The sequence below is a fragment of the Terasakiella sp. SH-1 genome (assembly GCF_004564135.1).
Classification (GTDB): domain Bacteria; phylum Pseudomonadota; class Alphaproteobacteria; order Rhodospirillales; family Terasakiellaceae; genus Terasakiella.
In genome coordinates this window covers 693,875-710,186 of the sequence record NZ_CP038255.1, presented here as the reverse complement: position 1 = coordinate 710,186, position 16,312 = coordinate 693,875, and the positions used below count along the sequence as shown (strand labels likewise).

16 protein-coding genes are annotated in these 16,312 nt (G+C 46.3%); 7 read left to right on the top strand and 9 right to left on the bottom strand.

What is annotated here, in order from left to right; all coding sequences use genetic code 11:
* The first annotated feature begins 248 nt into the window (after window positions 1-248).
* A complete protein-coding gene (locus E4K71_RS03190; RefSeq protein WP_135076463.1) occupies window positions 249-938 on the top strand; it encodes an FCD domain-containing protein in 690 nt (229 codons plus the stop codon).
* On the opposite strand, the gene E4K71_RS03185 is transcribed toward E4K71_RS03190, so the two are convergent.
* From E4K71_RS03185 to dctP, 7 genes are all read right to left on the bottom strand, one after another.
* Window positions 935-2,497: an ATP-binding protein gene (locus E4K71_RS03185; RefSeq protein ID WP_135076461.1), complete on the bottom strand. Its 1,563-nt coding sequence runs from the start codon at window positions 2,495-2,497 to the stop codon at window positions 935-937. The genes E4K71_RS03190 and E4K71_RS03185 overlap by 4 nt on opposite strands.
* 18 nt (window positions 2,498-2,515) lie before the next feature.
* A complete protein-coding gene (locus tag E4K71_RS03180; RefSeq protein ID WP_135076458.1) occupies window positions 2,516-4,639 on the bottom strand; it encodes a methyl-accepting chemotaxis protein in 2,124 nt (707 codons plus the stop codon).
* A 285-nt stretch (window positions 4,640-4,924) separates the two neighbouring features.
* On the bottom strand, window positions 4,925-5,209 hold the full coding sequence (locus E4K71_RS03175) for a putative quinol monooxygenase (RefSeq protein WP_135076455.1): 285 nt from the start codon (window positions 5,207-5,209) through the stop codon (window positions 4,925-4,927).
* A gap of 2 nt (window positions 5,210-5,211) precedes the next feature.
* Window positions 5,212-5,886: a class II aldolase/adducin family protein gene (locus E4K71_RS03170; protein WP_135076452.1), complete on the bottom strand. Its 675-nt coding sequence runs from the start codon at window positions 5,884-5,886 to the stop codon at window positions 5,212-5,214.
* Window positions 5,883-7,151, bottom strand: coding sequence for a 3-oxo-tetronate kinase (gene otnK, locus E4K71_RS03165; protein ID WP_135076449.1), 1,269 nt, complete (start codon window positions 7,149-7,151; stop codon window positions 5,883-5,885). Before otnK ends, E4K71_RS03170 begins: the two co-directional genes overlap by 4 nt.
* A 27-nt stretch (window positions 7,152-7,178) precedes the next feature.
* On the bottom strand, window positions 7,179-8,273 hold the full coding sequence (locus E4K71_RS03160) for an isocitrate/isopropylmalate family dehydrogenase (RefSeq protein WP_240796866.1): 1,095 nt from the start codon (window positions 8,271-8,273) through the stop codon (window positions 7,179-7,181).
* A gap of 90 nt (window positions 8,274-8,363) precedes the next feature.
* Window positions 8,364-9,407, bottom strand: a complete 1,044-nt coding sequence (gene dctP, locus E4K71_RS03155; protein ID WP_135076446.1) for a TRAP transporter substrate-binding protein DctP — start codon at window positions 9,405-9,407, stop codon at window positions 8,364-8,366.
* Between the two features lie 159 nt (window positions 9,408-9,566).
* Between dctP and E4K71_RS03150 the strand changes: the two genes are divergently transcribed.
* The 4 genes from E4K71_RS03150 to E4K71_RS18535 all read left to right on the top strand — a co-directional run bounded on the left by E4K71_RS03150 (window position 9,567) and on the right by E4K71_RS18535 (window position 12,258).
* Window positions 9,567-10,238, top strand: coding sequence for a GntR family transcriptional regulator (locus E4K71_RS03150; protein ID WP_135076443.1), 672 nt, complete (start codon window positions 9,567-9,569; stop codon window positions 10,236-10,238).
* A 99-nt stretch (window positions 10,239-10,337) separates the two neighbouring features.
* Window positions 10,338-10,808 (top strand): TRAP transporter small permease, encoded by a 471-nt coding sequence (locus E4K71_RS03145; RefSeq protein WP_135076440.1) that lies wholly within the window; start codon window positions 10,338-10,340, stop codon window positions 10,806-10,808.
* On the top strand, window positions 10,808-12,121 hold the full coding sequence (locus E4K71_RS03140) for a TRAP transporter large permease subunit (protein WP_135076436.1): 1,314 nt from the start codon (window positions 10,808-10,810) through the stop codon (window positions 12,119-12,121). The genes E4K71_RS03145 and E4K71_RS03140 overlap by 1 nt, the downstream gene beginning before the upstream one ends.
* 11 nt (window positions 12,122-12,132) lie before the next feature.
* Window positions 12,133-12,258, top strand: a complete 126-nt coding sequence (locus tag E4K71_RS18535) for a hypothetical protein (protein ID WP_276321851.1) — start codon at window positions 12,133-12,135, stop codon at window positions 12,256-12,258.
* Window positions 12,259-12,500: 242 nt separating this feature from the next.
* Here the strand turns inward: E4K71_RS18535 and E4K71_RS03135 are convergent, their stop codons facing one another.
* Window positions 12,501-13,568, bottom strand: coding sequence for a tyrosine-type recombinase/integrase (locus E4K71_RS03135; RefSeq protein WP_135076433.1), 1,068 nt, complete (start codon window positions 13,566-13,568; stop codon window positions 12,501-12,503).
* Window positions 13,569-13,576: 8 nt separating this feature from the next.
* Between E4K71_RS03135 and E4K71_RS03130 the strand changes: the two genes are divergently transcribed.
* Window positions 13,577-14,788 (top strand): type I restriction endonuclease subunit R, encoded by a 1,212-nt coding sequence (locus tag E4K71_RS03130; RefSeq protein ID WP_135076430.1) that lies wholly within the window; start codon window positions 13,577-13,579, stop codon window positions 14,786-14,788.
* Window positions 14,778-15,506 carry a SprT family zinc-dependent metalloprotease gene (locus E4K71_RS03125; protein WP_206201949.1) on the top strand — a complete coding sequence of 243 codons (729 nt, stop codon included), beginning with the start codon at window positions 14,778-14,780 and terminating at the stop codon, window positions 15,504-15,506. The genes E4K71_RS03130 and E4K71_RS03125 overlap by 11 nt, the downstream gene beginning before the upstream one ends.
* On the opposite strand, the gene E4K71_RS03120 is transcribed toward E4K71_RS03125, so the two are convergent.
* Window positions 15,503-15,979: a hypothetical protein gene (locus E4K71_RS03120; protein ID WP_135076428.1), complete on the bottom strand. Its 477-nt coding sequence runs from the start codon at window positions 15,977-15,979 to the stop codon at window positions 15,503-15,505. The two genes, E4K71_RS03125 and E4K71_RS03120, sit on opposite strands and share 4 nt — an antisense overlap.
* Between the last annotated feature and the right edge of the window lie 333 nt (window positions 15,980-16,312).

Sequence of the window (16,312 nt, the reverse complement as noted above, 5' to 3'; positions counted from 1 at the left end):
TCTTTTTTTATCTCCCTCTTGTGCGAGGGGCGCTGGCTTATTGGTTTACCAAATTAATTATTATGGTTACTGAAAATGCACCATATCGCAAGTTTTTTTTAAAAAAATGCCAAATTTAACGATTTTTCCTATATTTTGGTAAACCAAAAATGTATTTTATCCTTAGGAAAGACATTCTTGTCAGAATTTGGTCTTAATATTATATAAAGAGCATCCGGATTCTCCGGCACAGCAGAAAGAGTGGGACAATGGAAATTACAGGCCGTAAAACAGACTTTGTCATTGCAGAGCTGGAACAAAAGATTCTGGATGGCACTTTTGCCCAGGGTGAAATGCTTCCCTCAGAACGCGACCTCATGGATCGTTTTGGTGTCGGCAGGAATATCATCCGCGAAGCCATTTCCTCTCTGTCACGAAATGGCTTGCTGATTACAAAACCTCGACACCGCCCTGTTGTTGCCCAAGCCGGATACGATACCGCACTGGAAAGCTTAAGCGCTTTGGTCCACCATTTCATGAATGAAGATGGCGGTTTTAAAAACCTGTATGACAGCCGCATCTTTATTGAAACCTCCCTTTCCCGCTATGCGGCCTTAAATGCCCGCAAAGACGATATTGCCCGCTTAAAAGAAGCCCTTGAAAACAACCGTGCAGCCATGGAAAACCCAGAAGAATTTTACCGCACGGATGTTTTGTTCCACAAAGTACTTTACGAAATCCCCAAAAACCCAATTTATACAGCCCTTCAAAATGCCTATGTTTCCTGGTTATCCGGACATTGGCCCAAAATGGAACGCGGTGTAGAAATCAATAAAGTTACCTTTGCCGGGCATGAAGCCGTCTATAATGCAATCCTGGAACGTGACCCAGATGGCGCCGAAGAAGCCATGCACAACCACTTAAAAGTTGCCTGGGAACATATCCGCAGCACCTTTTAACGCCCATATTCCACCGCCAGCACCTCCTGCAACACTTCCAGGAATTTCGCTACATCAAGGGGCTTGGTAATATATTCAAGGAAGCCTGCGGCCTTGGCCTCCACAATCGTATGGGGCATTGCATTGGCGCTGAGTGCAATGGCTGGCAAGTTTTGAGTTGGACGATTTTTTTGCAGGCGTTTCATCGCCTCAATGCCACTCATACCCGGTAAATTAATATCCATAACCACCAAATCCGGCTTCTTTTCTTCAGCCAGAACCAAGCCATCTTCCGCATTATGGGCCACAATCATTTCAATATTGGGTAACCCGGCGATCACACCTTCCATCAAGGCAATATTTGACGGATTATCCTCCACATAAAGCAACAGCTTTTGCTCTTCGCCCAGCGCGGGCTGAACCACACGGATTGCATGATCATCCATGTCCAAACCATCGGTGCCCTTAAACCCTTTTGGAAATTCGACCCAGAAACGGCTCCCCTCGCCTTCGGTGCTTTCAAAGCCAATCTCACCGCCCATTTCCTTTACCAAACGTTGGGTCAAGGCCAGACCGACACCGCTGCCTTCAATTTCACTTTGCGGTCCGACAGCACGTTGAAAGGGTTGGAACAATAAGCTCTGATGTTCTTCGGCAATACCATAGCCATTATCGACAACGGAAATCCTAAGCCTTTCCCCCTCAATCTCTTCACAGGAAAGACGCACATAGCCTTTGGGGCGGTTATATTTAATGCCGTTATTGATCAGATTGATCAAAACCTGCTTGGTTCTGAGATAGTCAGACGTAATCACGGGGCTTGATGTTTTTTTGACATATTCCAGCGACACATTGGCTTTATCACTCAACGCATTGGCGAAGGACATACAGGTTTCAATCAGCTCGTCCACATCCACAGCTTCGATGGAATACACAATTTTACCGGCCTCAATCTTCGACAGGTCCAGAATGTCATTGATCAGGGAGAGAAGGTGCTTCCCACCGGAAATAATATGCTGGAGATATTGCAACTCCATATCAGACAAGCAATCAGACTTGTTCATCGTTAAAAGCTGGGCAAACCCCAAAATTGCATTGAGCGGTGTGCGTAGTTCATGACTCATGGATGACAGAAATTCAGACTTCGCCATATTGGCTTTAATCGCCATTTCCTTTTGATATTTCTGCTGCTCATAAAGCTTTCTGTCCGTAATATCGGTCGCCAAAATGATCGTCCCGCCATCATTGAGTTTTTGTTCAAAAACCAGCAGGCATTTCCCATCGCAGCGCTGTACCTCAAAAGCACCTTGGGGGACGCGATGTTTTTGCATGCGTTCTTCAAACCATTCCTCTTCACAACCAACCGCATCAACAATCGCACCATTATCAAGCAAACGCTGTATCATCTGCGCAAACGTCAGACCCAAAACCACAGCTTCTGGCGTATGGGCGTTATCTTCCTTAAATTTTTCATTAAAAAAGACAAGACGATCTTCCCCATCAAAAATAGTCACACTTTCTGACAAGCATTCAACCGCAGCAACCAAATGGCTGATACGTCGACTTTTTTCTTCTTGCATCGAATTACCTTACTTTTTTCAAGCCCGAACAGAGGTGAGGAAACGGGCAATGTCACTTTGCAGCCCTTGAGATTCACTTTCCACATCACCGGATGTTTTACGCACTTCCTGAATGGCTTGGCCGGTTGTTTCACTGACTTCGGACACTTCTTTAATCCAGGTGGAAACCTGCAAACATTCATCCACACTTTTGCGAACCGTATGGTCAATACTGCTGGTCGCGGCACTTTGCTGCTCAACCGCAGACGCAATGGTCGTGGTCACTTCCTTGATCTTAAAAATGACATGGGAAATATGCTTGGCGGCTTCAACCGTACTGTGGATTTCAGACTGAATCCCCTTGATCAAAAGATCAATTTCACCCGTTGCATTTTCTGTTTGAGATGCCAGTGTTTTGACTTCTTGGGCCACCACGGCAAAACCTTTGCCTGCTTCCCCGGCACGTGCGGCCTCAATGGTTGCATTCAGCGCCAACATATTGGTCTGGGCGGCGACATCGTTAATCAACATAATCACCTCCCCAATACGGCGTGAACTCCCCTGAAGCTGAGAGATACTGTCGTTCATTGTATCAGCACGTCTGACCGCATCATCTGCCGTTTTCCAACCTTGCTGGGACTGCTGGCTAATTTCATCAATTGAACTGCTCAACTCCCCGATACTGGCAGATACATCCCCCATATCCGTTGTCATGCGTTCAGCGGCATGTGTCACATCAATACTTTTATCCAGTGCGGTTTGAGACAAACCTTCCATGACCCGCGCCTGTTCTTGCAAAGTCAAAACATTTTGCGACAACTTATCCATAGACACACTTGAAGAATCTTCAAGGCTATCCGCCAAAGACAATTGGGCCTGACGTTTTTCCTCTTCTGATTTTTGGCGTTGGGCTTCAAAAGCTGTCCGGTCATCTTCGGCCTGACGCCCTGCATTACGCAAAACCGTCAAAGCTTTCCCCATCAAGGAAATTTCATCACTACCATTGCGATTGACCCGCGTTGCCAAATCCCCCTTGGCAATATTTTCCATAGAGTTCACCAGAACCATCAAGCGATGAACAATTCTTTTATTCACATAGAACCAACCGATTAAGGCAGAAACGGCCAAGGCACCGACTGAGATTAAAACCAAGCTGATCTTGGTCGAACGAATAGATGATTGGTTACTTTCAATGGAAGCCTGAATGGATTGTTCAACATTTTGAACGACCTCATTGGCTTGCTGTGACATTTTCTTGGAGAGATCGCGGGTTTCTTCCATAATCTCGTCTGTTTCTGCCAAAGCCTTCAATTCAGCCTTGCGCAACAGAAGAATATTATCATCTGGCCCCCCTTTGCTGCCAAAACGTAGCAAAGATTTAAAAATATGGCTCAGCTCACTTACATTTGCGGTTTTCTCAATCCGAGACAGAGGAACTGCCATTTTCGCAATTGAACTGAGAAAACGGCTTTCAATCTTTTCGATCTCTTTTTCCGAATTGGATTTTCCCCCTTCAGCCAAAAGACCAACAAGAAGATTGGTTGCACTTTTAAATTCCAGCAGCTCTTCTTGGCGCTGAAAAGATCGCAGCACATCTTCGCTTTCTTCAATAACGGCAATCCGGACATTCAGCAAATGAGGGCGCAGTTTTTTCGCAACGGTCTCTCGAAAAATGATTAATTTACCGTCCAACTCGTTACGGCGTTTAATCTTGGCAAATAAACGAGAGCCCACCTGATTTAAGCGGGTCATATACCAGGGAAGTTTGGACAGGCCCGCCTCAATAGCTTCAAGCCCCTTCACATCCTTGGTATGGAGCTTCAAGGTTTTTAGGCTTTCTTGTGCCCGTTTATTTGATTGGGCCAGCAAGGCCAGAATGGCTTTGCGCTCTTCATCATTACGTGCTGCCTTTAGCCGTGGCGCAGAAGCCGCCAAATTTGCAATTTCTTCAGATAATTTCAAAGCTGACGTAATCGCAGGTACTTCCTGCGATGCCAGACTCGTTTGTGCATTATCCAGCTTTTCAATACTGAACCAGCCAATAATACTAACCAAAACAGTCATCAAAGCGACAACGGAAAAAGCAGTAAACAACTGCTTGCCAATGCCAGAACGAATTTCATCCCGTGATAATGTAATATCGGATTGATCTACGGTATTCATCTACACCCCCACTGTTTGAAACAGACAGCACTATCCATACAGAAATGCCATCTGCGCAAAACCAGCGACAACACGGTGTCTCAACCAGACCCACAATAGCGAAGGACCGGATATCGCCTAACGATTAGCCTCATCTCCCATCATTTGGTTAACCAAACTATTTATTTTTACGGTATTATGCTTATTTTCGAAACCACGTCTATTGACCAGACGTATATGGTAAACCATACACAATTGTATTACCAATTTTCACCTGCATTTTCCCACCCACGAGCATAACAGTTCTTACAATCGCTGCAACAAACGAACTTCCTTATTTTCAATCCAGGCGCTAACACATTGATCAAAAGCAATAAAATGTTCAGAGGCTAAATGAACATCAAAGGCTGCGTGGTCTGTATAAAGCTCATACAGGAAAAACTCCTGTGGGTTGTCAGGATTGCGGCACACATCAAACTGGTGACAGTCTACTTCTTGACTCAGCGAGTTTTCTGCCTGTTCCAACATGGCGTGATTAAATTGCTCTTCACAGCCTTTTTTGATCACAAAATCAACAAGTACAACGAACATATCTATCCCTTTCCTTCGTCCACAAAAGCCTTAGCGCTTCCATAACCTTTATTGAATTTCGCCAGTGCTTCATCCATCTTGCTTTGATCAAGAATGACAGCACCACCTGCAACCAGTGTTCTCCAATAAACGTCGCACAAGGTTTCGACTTCCAGCGCCATGGAAAGAGCCTGTTTCAGAGTCCCCCCAAGGGCAATTTGTCCATGATTGGCCAACAGGCAGGCTTTTCGCCCTTCCAGCGCCTGAACAGCCACATCTGACAAGGCTTGCGTTGCAAAGGTTTCATAAGGGGCACATCGAATTGTCTCCCCACCCGTCACCCCAATCATATAATGAAACGGGGGAATATCTTTTTGCAGACAGGCAATAGTCATCACCGCCTTGCCATGCGTATGGACAATGGCACTAACTTCGGGACGGGCGATGAAAATATCCTCATGAAAACGCCATTCACTGGACGGTTTGCGCAATCCGTTGGGGCTTTCATACCCCCCGCCGATTTCCTTAAAGACCACATCTTGCGGTGTAATATCTTCATACGCCATCCCTGAGGGGGTAATCAGAAAGCCCCTCTCAACACGAACCGCTGCATTGCCCGATGTGCCTTGATTGATCCCCATATCGTTCATTTTCAAAACGGTTTGGATCAGTTCCTCTCTCAATTCTAAATCTGTCATGAAGATAGCTCGTCTAATTGTTCAAGTGCTTTAATAAAGAAATCTTCTGTCCCGAAATTACCGGACTTAAGAGCCAAAGCTTTTTCATCATCGTTCAGACTTTTTGTCCAAGGCACCCCCGGATCAATGGCTGGACCAATTTCCATCGCCTTTACCCCAAGTGCCTCAATCACAGCACCAGATGTTTCCCCACCGGCCACAACAAAACGTCGCACCCCAGCTTCATAAAAACGTTTAGCGATGTCAGCAATTACGGCTTCGACTTGATCACCGACTTCAACCCGGCCCCGTTCGGCCTGCACGCGAGAGACCTCAGCAGGATCAGCGGACGAATAAATCAAAACAGGTTGATCCTGTGACAAATGCGCATTGGCCCAGCTGATCGCCTCATCAGCAACGGGTTTACCATCTAAAATATCGTATGCATCCAGTTTAAAATGCGGCATGCGGGCCTGTGCATAAGCAACCTGCCCTCGTGTTGCCTCAGAACAACTGCCAGATAAAACCAGTGCTGCTCCTTTGGGGCCGTGAAAACTGTTTGCATTGCTTTTTGCAGGCAAAAGCCCCTGTGTGCGATAGTTATCGGCCAAGCCTTGTGCGACAGCTGATCCCCCTGTAATGAGCGCTAAATCACGACAAGCTTCCCCAATGGTGCGCAAGTGTGCATCAGATATGGCATCCACAATATGGATACCGTCTTGGGCAAACTTATTGCGCAACACATCGACCCCAGCTTCAACATCCTCATAATAGACATTGCTAATGGGCGTTGAGGTCTGTTTTGAGAGAACCCGTTGCAAGTTAGGGTCCGTCATGGGTGTTAAGGGATGATTGCTCAATGAAGATTCAGACAAGAGAACATCATGCACAAACAGATGCCCCCGATAGACTGTACGCCCATTTTCAGGAAAAGATGGGCACGCAATCGTATTTCGGCAATTCAGCTTATTCATCAACGCATCTGTGACCGGACCAATATTACCTTCTTTTGTAGAATCAAAGGTCGAACAATATTTAAAGAAAATTTGCTTGGCCCCTGCCTTTTGCAACCAGCCACAAGAAGATAAGGACATACTGACAGCTTGCGATGCCATCAGGGTGCGTGATTTCAATGCAATCACAACCGCATCGGCGTCCGGTACAGGGGTGTCTTCATCAGGAACACCAACAATCTGCACCGTCTTCATACCTTCACGTACCAAGATCATTGCCAGATCGGTTGCCCCGGTCAGGTCATCTGCAATACAGCCAAGAACAATACTCATAATACTGTCTTCCCTTTGATTTCTTGATTAGATGCGTGCAATCACTTCTTTGGTGACGGCTTGTGTGCCCATATCCCCGCCAAATTCCATCGGGCGAATTGCATTGGCTTCAAAACCGGCATAAACAGCTTCATCAATTAATTGTGCAGCATCGGCCAAGGACTGGTTCCCTGATTTTTCAGACAGATAATCCAACATCAAAGAACCACTGAGGATCGCCGCCAACGGGTTGGCTTTATCTTGACCCATAATATCTGGTGCACTGCCATGTGCCGGTTGAAAAAGACCGTGGTTATCACCAATTTCAGCACAAGAGGCCATACCCATACCACCAACAAGACCACCAGCCAGATCAGATAAAATATCACCGAAGATATTTTCCGTGACCATCACATCGAATTCCCACGGGCGACGGATCAGGTCAAGTGCTTGGGCATCAACATAATTGTAACCCACTTCCACATCTGCGAAATTCGCTTTACGTTCATCAAAAATCTGACGAAAGAAAGCCATGGATTTAAAAACATTGGCCTTATCCACACAAGTCACCTTGCCAAGCTTGCCACGTGATTTACGTTTCTGCGCCAAACGGAAGGCAAAATTGTGAAGTTTCTCAGTCGTATTGCGCGTAATGCGCATGACATCTTGAACTTCTTCATTATTTTCAACCGGGCAACGATCATGAACGGCGGCGGAATAAAACAATCCTTCGGTAGATTCACGCAAGATCACAAGGTCAATGCCTGCGGCTTGCGGTGCAGCCAGCTTTTGCGGCGCATTGGGATAAGCACGCACCGGACGCACACCGGCATAAAGCTGAAAACGGTCACGCAAGCGCAAATGGGGCGAAATTTCCGTCCCATCTTCATAACGAATGGCAGGCAAACCAATAGCGCCAAGGAAAATTGCATCTGCCTTGCCCGCATCTTCTTCACCATTATCCTGAATATCTTTTCCAGTTTCTTGATAATAGCCTGCCCCGGCAGAGATATAGTTATAATCAAGTTCAAAGCCGCCAACTTTTTCCTTTACAGCTTCAATTACAGCAATGGTGGCTTCTGTCACATCAACGCCAATCCCATCACCTTTGATCACAGCAACTTGCATAGAAGAGGTGGTCATAGACACATTCCTTTTTCATTATTAATTATTCTTAAAAAAAATGAGGTGGACATGGTTAGGGACGAATGCCCACCTCAGCCGGGAGAACCCTTACTTCAGAAGACCAATTGTCTTCATGAAGGAATAATGTGCATCCAGTGCTTCACGTGCTTCCGGTGACTTGCCTGCTGTTTCTTCCCAGGAAGACGTCGCAATTTGACGGAACGCATCACGATCTTTCTGCGCCCAGTCAATCACTGTGATGTTCGGATCAGCCTTATCACGGGCCACCAGCTTTTTATCTTGTGCATCCAGTGCTTTCAGCAGGTCTGCATAAGCCGCATAATACCAGTCTTTCAAACCAGAACGCGCTGCTGGAGAAAGCTTGTTCCAGACTTTTGTACTGACTGTGAACTGGTGAACTGCCATAGAGTGGATCCCCGGATAAAGCGGATATTTTGCAATCTGGTGGAAACCGTTTTTGTCGTTATTGACATAAGCAGACGCATCAGCTGCATCCACCACACCTTTTTCCAAAGATGTATAGACTTCAGAGAACGGGATATTTACCGGGCTTGCACCTGCAGCACGAAAGACTGTCGCAGCCAAACCTTCTGGAGAGCGCACTTTAATGCCTTTCAGGTCCGCAACGCCTTTAATCGGCTTTTTGGAAACCAGTGCTTCTTTAGAAACAGCACCACAACCAACAACCTTGATTTTACCCGGCAGTGTTTTGTCCCACAGTTTTTGCAAAACTTCAGAACCACCACCATCTTTACAGAATTGCTGAACCTGTGCCGGAGAATCATAACCTGCGATCAGATCACCCAGAATGGCAAATGCCGGGTTACGGCCGGAAAAATAAGCAATCGACGTCAAATCACCACTTAAGACACCTGCTGCCACACCTTCGGGTGTTTCATTACGCGGCATCACAGATTTAATCGGCATGAACTGGATTTGAACTTCACCATTGGTCATGGCAGGCAGTTTGTTTACCCAGTTGTCATTCATATATTGAAACGAAAAACCGCCAGATTTTGTTGACGTCTGCACACGCAGCATTTCAGCAGCATCAGCTGATACGTTCAGTGACATGCCTGCTGCAATAACACCAGCCAGAACCGGAAGTTTGGAAATTGCCTTTTTGAACATGAAAGTCCTCCCTTAAAATTTGGCAGTTTCTAACGTTTTGAAGATCTAACTCTTCCCGCATCCTCACCGATGCGTTAAAATCATTAAATTATTTTCTTGTGCATTTGTCAATGTATACATTATTATATTTTTTAACACGAGCCCGAAAGGAGAACTCTCATGACAGCAAAAAGCAAGGTTTCCCGCGTAGATAACGCCTATGACATGATCAAGGAAGAAATACTCGAAAACCGTATGCCACCTGGCTTTCAAGCAACAGAGCCAGAAATTGCCGTCCGTTTGGGAATGAGCCGCACACCTGTACGTGAGGCATTATTAAAACTGGAAGCCGAAGGGCTTTTAGAGATTATTCCGCGCCGTGGCGCTCGCGTTTTGCCCATTATGCCCGAAGATATGAGCGAAATTTATCAGATTCTGACGGCCCTGGAACCCGAAGCGGCTTATCTATTGGCGAGTCGCACCATAAATGATCATGACTTGAAAGAGTTGGAAGATCTAACCACTAAAATGGAAAAGGCCATTCAGGAAGAAGACCGGGAATCCTGGGCAAAGGCCGATGATGGCTTCCACCGTAAACTCCTTGAGCTTTGTGCCAACAAGCGTCTTGAAAAAATCATCAGCACCTTGTTTGACCAGGCTCACCGTGCACGGATGCTGACCTTGAAACTGCGCGAGATGCCGGTGAAATCCACACAGGAACATCGTGAACTCATGGATGCCATCACATCCGGTAATGCGGAAAAAGCCAAATCCGTCTTTCGTGAACACCGCGAAAGATCAGCTAAAGAACTTGTTAAAATATTAGACGAATATCGGTTCTCAAATCTCTAACAACCAGAACCGAACACTCGAAGGGAGGCTATTTTGTCTAACCATACTTTCCATACACTTATAGGCAAGCTCAGTGTATTTCTGGGTAAGACTTGCGGGATGTTTTACATAACCGCAATCACATTGTCTGTCTTTGAAGTGTTCATGCGCTATGTTCTGGACGCCCCGACGGCCTGGACATCAGAAACCATCATGACCCTGTGCGGCACCGCCTGGCTCTTATCCGTTGGTGCTGTTACCCAACAACGCCGTCATATCACAGTGACGGCAATGGAACTCATCGTGGGTGAAAAACTCTGGCACCGCATGACCAAAATTGCGTTGATTATCAGCATTATCGCTGTGCTCGGCCTGCTTTGGTCCAACTGGGATGCCACACTGAATTCTTTCAACCATCTTGAACGTTCCGGCAGTGCCTTTAACCCACCTGTCCCCAGCTATTTAAAAGTGATGCTGTCCGTTGCCTGTGTCCTTTATGCCCTGCAACTGATCGCCAACATGTTCGCCCCGGCTGATGAACATGAAGAAGAATACCCGTTTGAGGGTGCAAATGAGAAGGAGCACGGATAATGGGTATTGAAATCATCACACTCTTGATCATTCTGGCACTTTTCAGCCTAATGGCAATGGGGGTCCCGCTTGGGGCATCGACTCTTCTGGTTTCGGTTGCTTCTGCCCTGTTCTATTTCGGCCCTCCCGGCTTGATCCTTGTGGGCAGTAACGTTGCCCATGTCTTTACCAAATACACATTGGTTGCGGTTCCCTTCTTCGTCTTTATGGCGAATATTCTGGAAAAATCCGGGGTCGCGCGAGACCTGTTCAACAGTATGGCTATTTTAGGTGGCCAGATGCGCGGTGGTGTGGCTGTTCAAACCATCTTTGTCAGTGTGATCCTCGCGGCCATGAGTGGCATTGTAGGCGGTGAAATCGTTCTTCTCGGCCTGATTGCCCTGCCCCAAATGTTCCGCCTTGGCTATGACCGTAAACTGTCCATAGGTTCCATTGTTGCATCCGGTTCGCTGGCAACCTTGATCCCGCCAAGTGTGGTCCTCATTGTTTATGGGGCGGAAGCTGGCGTTTCTGTGCGCGATCTTTTCTCTGCCGGTGTTGGCCCGGGTATGTTACTGGCTGGTCTTTACATTACCTATGTGATGATCCGTTGTCGTATGAACCCGGAAATGGGTCCGGTTTATGATGCCCCAGAAGCCAAGCTTCCCTTCTTTGAGCGTATGCAATATCTCAAAGGTTTGATTTTACCGTTCCTTTTAATCTTTGGTGTCTTGGGCTCCATCTACACCGGTGTTGCAACCGTTACAGAATCTGCAGCCCTCGGCGCTGTAGGTGCTGTTTTGATTGCCGTTATTCGCAAAGAACTCAGTATTCAAGGTCTGCGTGATGCCCTTTGGTCCACAACCATCACCACAGGCTCGATCGTCTGGTTAATCGTTGGTGCGGTCAGCCTTGTCGGTATCTATAACATCATGGGTGGGACCAATTTCCTGAAAAGCCTGCTTACAGGTATGGATGTGGCCCCGATTGTGGTCATCCTGATCATGATGGCGATCATCATGTTGCTGGGTACTTTCATGGACTGGATTGCCATTGTCTTTATCACCGTGCCTGTCTTTGCCCCGGTTGTTGTTGACCTTGGTTATGACCCGGTATGGTTTGGTATTCTGTTTGCCATGAACATTCAGATTTACATGCTGTCCCCACCCTTTGGTCCAGCCTGTTTCTATCTGAAAAGTGTGGCCCCCAAAGATGTCACCCTGCAGGAAATATTTGTCGCTGTCCTGCCTTTCATCGGTTTGCAACTGATCGGCCTGACACTTGTCCTCATCTTCCCTGAAATCGCCATGTGGCTCCCAAATTTAGGTAAATAAGGAGATACATCATGCAAACAGACAATAAAAAAGATGCCCCAGTCTATGACCTGGGATGGTGGCCCGAAATCATCGGCGCCGCCATGGTCGCAGGGTTAATCACCTTCCTGATTAAACTCTCAACAGGTATCCTTTAACGACAAAGGCCCCGCACAACTGCGGGGCCTTCTCTTTTAACCGATCAAGTTTCATACAGTCACAAAAAGAAAACCCCGCAAGAAAAACTTGCGGGGTTTCTCTGATCAGATTGCACTCCTTGCTCCACCAACTGGAGTGAACAAGGTCTCAGACTCTTTGACTTAAGCAGAGTAGTACATTTTGTATATTTTTCACCTCTGTAAGTGATTGTTTTTTATAGATTACGTTAGCAAAAACATATCTATTTTGGCTCCGGCGTTAGAGTGGCTAGCTTCTTACTATCTTCGGCATTCTCAAGATTTTGTATCGCTGCCATTGCCAATTCCACTCGGCGAGGAAGGTACTTTTCAAGAATTTGCGTCGTAGTATCGATGGTGTGTCCAGACACGGATGCAATCTGGGGAATTGTGCAGCCAGCTTGTCCCAAACGAACAACCGCGGTGCGGCGAAGGTCGCGTGGTTGTAAATCACGGATACCAGCCATGGCGCAGATTTGAACAAACGCCTTGCGGAAAACGCTGTAAGACATTTGACGATTTTTATTGGATACGATGGTTTCACTGGTACGCTTGTCACGGGCAATTTCCAACGCTTTCTTTAAATCCCGGTGTGCGGGTAGGCCAACAAGTGTTTTGGTTTTTTGTTGGCGAACCAAGATGATGTTATCATCGGTGTATTGGCTCCATTTGGATGCCAATACATCGATGGGGCGTTGAGCAGTGTAGAGGAGCATATCGAAGGCCAAGATCAACGCATCGGCTTTTTCATGCTTCTTAGCTGCCTTCTTCCACGAATCAATATCTTCTTGCTGCCAAATTTGAGTACGTGAACCCATCTCCGCCAAACGAAGGTTTGATGCAAGGTTGTGAGAAGCGCATCCACGATACATGGCTTCGTTGAATAGATTACGCAGAACCGCAGAACAATGTTTGCGTTGTGAGTCTTTAGGGTAGCTTTCTACAAAATCAATTACATCGGCACGGCTGATTTCGTCGAAAGGCATCTCTCCGCCGAGTTCCAGAATATCGTTCAAGAACCGTTTGTAATACTTGAGAGTCCCCTTTGCGAGCGCTTTGTAATCAGCACTGTTTTTGTATTTCGCAATTACCCAGCCAAGTGTGTCTTCTGCCCATGCGAGGTTAATCTCTACCTTTTGGTCTGCTGCGTTATTGAGGCGAATGGCTAAGTTTGCTCGATCAATCGGATCAGAGGGAAGGCGGACAATTTTATGTCCGCTCCGCTGCCAGTAGTATCGTAATGAACCAGATTTATTTGTTCTGGTCGTAATGTATGGAATGTTCTCGCCCATGATTATTTATGCGCCAAACACTGAGCGATAACCTTTTCACGATAGCTGCAAATGACGTTTCCGATCAGGAAACCTATCTCTATATCGACAAGAAGATGTCGGACCACGAATTGTTCCAAGCGGTGTGCCGCGTGAACAGGTTGGATGGTGACGAGAAGGAGTATGGTTACATCATTGATTACAAGGACCTGTTTAAGTCTCTTGAAAAATCCATCAATGACTATACCGGTGGTGCGTTTGATGCTTATGACAAATCCGACGTAGCCGGGCTTTTAGAAGATCGATTGACCAAAGCGGCAGAGAGCCTAAGAACGGCCCGTGAAGCTGTAAAAGCATTGTGTGAGAATGTTGAAAAGCCAAGCAACACGATGGCTTATATTCGTTTCTTTTCTGCCGAAGACAATAGTGATGCCAGTGCCTTAAAACGCAACGAAATGAAGCGTCACATGTTCTACAAGCTGACCGGGGCATACATCCGCTCATATGCCAATCTTGCCAACGAAATGGAAGAAGCCGGTTTCAGCGAAGGTGAAATCGCAACCATTCAGAAAGAAGTTGAACACTACGCGGACGCTCGTAAAGAGGTAATGGTGAATGCCAAGGAAAATATCGATATGAAACGATATGAGCCGGGCATGCGTCGGTTGATCGATCAGTATATCAGAGCGGAAGAAAGTGAAACTATCTCCGCATTTGAGGATATGACACTGATTGACCTGATTGTTGAGCGTGGTGTAGATGCAATCAACGATTTACCACCGGGCATTCTCAAGGACCAAGAAGCGGTTGCTGAGACAATCGAAAACAATGTCCGTAGCACCATTATCGAAGAACAACCGGTCAATCCGAAATATTATGAACAAATGTCACAGTTGCTCGATGCGTTGATTAAGGCTCGAAAAGAACAGGCCATTGAGTATAAGAAATATCTGGAAAAAATCGTTGAACTGACGACGAAGGTTAAAAAGCCTGACGCAGATCGAGATTATCCGTCATCGGTGAACTCTCCGGCTAAACGCGCTTTGTTCGATAACTTGGGCAGCGACGAAGAAACCGCTATTCGGGTCGATCAGGCGATTGTTTTGACCAAAAAAGCAAATTGGCGTGGGCACAGTATGAAGGAACGAGAACTCTTTCTTGCTATCAAATCTGTTGTCGCAGATAAGGGCTTCGACCCGGAAGAAATCTTTGAGATTGTGAAGAACCAAAGTGAATATTGAAGCACGTAATATTGATGTAAGCGGTATCCCCGTTGCAGTTGTTCGCAAAGACATTAAGAACTTACACTTGTCTGTATATCCGCCAGACGGGCGTGTTCGTATTGCCGTACCAACTTACATTGATGATGAAGCAATCCGTATGGCGGTCATTTCCAAATTGGCATGGATCAGAAACCAGCAGAAAAGTTTTCGGGACCAACCAAGGCAAACGCCCCGCGAGTGTATTACTGGGGAAAGTCACTATTTCTTTGGTCAGCGATACTTGTTGAATGTCGAGGTTACGGACGCGAAACCATATCTGCAACTGCGCGGCAAAAAGAAGATCGATTTGTTTATCAATGAAGGAATGGGGACTGAAAAACGTGAAGCTCTGTTCATCGCTTGGCACCGTAGTGAACTCAAGAAAGTTATCCCAGATTTGATTTCTAAATGGGAAAAGAAAATCGGTGTTACGGTTAATGACTGGGGAGTGAAACGGATGCGGACCAAATGGGGTAGTTGCAATATTGCCGCCGGTCGCATTTGGTTAAATCTTGAACTGGCTAAGAAGCCCATACAGTGCGTCGAATATATTATTGTGCATGAGATGGTCCATCTGCTCGAACGGCATCACAATCACCGTTTTATAGAGCTTATGGACCAATTCATGCCAACATGGCGCACCAACCGCGATCTGCTTAATTCGATGCCGCTGGCGCACGAAGACTGGAAATATTAACCCGTGGATTTGTTTTTCACTTCTTCCAGTGTTTTGATGTCATAGATACCTTCTCTTGCCTTCTCTATTCTTTTTTCCATTTCAGCAAAGTCTACATTGAAAAGTGAGGGGCGTCCGTCAGGTCTGAGTTTTGGGGTTTTATCCTCTGGTACTTCTTTGCGCTTTAGCGTAATGGGATAGCGAAGGGTATTGTTGACCTCAAATTTTTCACCTTTGCCGTACAGCCGATGTAGGGCATGAAAAAATACGCTGAAATTGTTTTGCATTATCGTCGCGTTTTCTGGCGAAATTAAACCATTGATAATTGCTCCGTTTAATTCCATTACGGCTAGTTCTTCTGCTTCGTCGTAGTACAGCAGTCGAAGCACATCATACAAGTAGTCCTTGTGGATGCTTATTTCGACATGATCTTCAAAATCACCGCTGCCTTCAATAAGGTCGATGTCGTTAGGGGATTGGATCACAAGTTTCATTTTAGCTTAGCTCCGTGTGGGGCAGTTGAAGTCAGAAACTGACTTCAACTTTCTCGTTTTGTTGGTTGAGGAAAAATCCCATTGACTTAACGGCGGAGCATTTCAGGCTCTCTACCCAAGTTTTAGGGTTTTTGGACTCGGCTATGCGAAATAGTTCTCCCTTTGCGCCGACTTGATAAAGCCGAACCCAAAAGTGCTGGTTCTCATGTTTTGGGGCGGAACATGAGGAACGATCTAGTGCTAGAATTAACTCTGAACTACTCATTAGAAGGTCACTTGACGGCTCAAGCAATGGGCCTTCGAAGGCGTTGTCTTCAAATAAATGCGGTTTCA

What these genes read in the sequence shown, in the direction of transcription:
- E4K71_RS03190 (WP_135076463.1), top strand. Translation starts at nt 249, where the DNA reads ATGGAAATTACAGGCCGTAAAACAGACTTTGTCATTGCAGAGCTGGAA.
- E4K71_RS03185 (WP_135076461.1), bottom strand. Translation starts at nt 2,497, where the DNA reads ATGCAAGAAGAAAAAAGTCGACGTATCAGCCATTTGGTTGCTGCGGTT.
- E4K71_RS03180 (WP_135076458.1), bottom strand. Translation starts at nt 4,639, where the DNA reads ATGAATACCGTAGATCAATCCGATATTACATTATCACGGGATGAAATT.
- E4K71_RS03175 (WP_135076455.1), bottom strand. Translation starts at nt 5,209, where the DNA reads ATGTTCGTTGTACTTGTTGATTTTGTGATCAAAAAAGGCTGTGAAGAG.
- E4K71_RS03170 (WP_135076452.1), bottom strand. Translation starts at nt 5,886, where the DNA reads ATGACAGATTTAGAATTGAGAGAGGAACTGATCCAAACCGTTTTGAAA.
- otnK (WP_135076449.1), bottom strand. Translation starts at nt 7,151, where the DNA reads ATGAGTATTGTTCTTGGCTGTATTGCAGATGACCTGACCGGGGCAACC.
- E4K71_RS03160 (WP_240796866.1), bottom strand. Translation starts at nt 8,273, where the DNA reads ATGACCACCTCTTCTATGCAAGTTGCTGTGATCAAAGGTGATGGGATT.
- dctP (WP_135076446.1), bottom strand. Translation starts at nt 9,407, where the DNA reads ATGTTCAAAAAGGCAATTTCCAAACTTCCGGTTCTGGCTGGTGTTATT.
- E4K71_RS03150 (WP_135076443.1), top strand. Translation starts at nt 9,567, where the DNA reads ATGACAGCAAAAAGCAAGGTTTCCCGCGTAGATAACGCCTATGACATG.
- E4K71_RS03145 (WP_135076440.1), top strand. Translation starts at nt 10,338, where the DNA reads ATGTTTTACATAACCGCAATCACATTGTCTGTCTTTGAAGTGTTCATG.
- E4K71_RS03140 (WP_135076436.1), top strand. Translation starts at nt 10,808, where the DNA reads ATGGGTATTGAAATCATCACACTCTTGATCATTCTGGCACTTTTCAGC.
- E4K71_RS18535 (WP_276321851.1), top strand. Translation starts at nt 12,133, where the DNA reads ATGCAAACAGACAATAAAAAAGATGCCCCAGTCTATGACCTGGGATGG.
- E4K71_RS03135 (WP_135076433.1), bottom strand. Translation starts at nt 13,568, where the DNA reads ATGGGCGAGAACATTCCATACATTACGACCAGAACAAATAAATCTGGT.
- E4K71_RS03130 (WP_135076430.1), top strand. Translation starts at nt 13,577, where the DNA reads ATGCGCCAAACACTGAGCGATAACCTTTTCACGATAGCTGCAAATGAC.
- E4K71_RS03120 (WP_135076428.1), bottom strand. Translation starts at nt 15,979, where the DNA reads ATGAAACTTGTGATCCAATCCCCTAACGACATCGACCTTATTGAAGGC.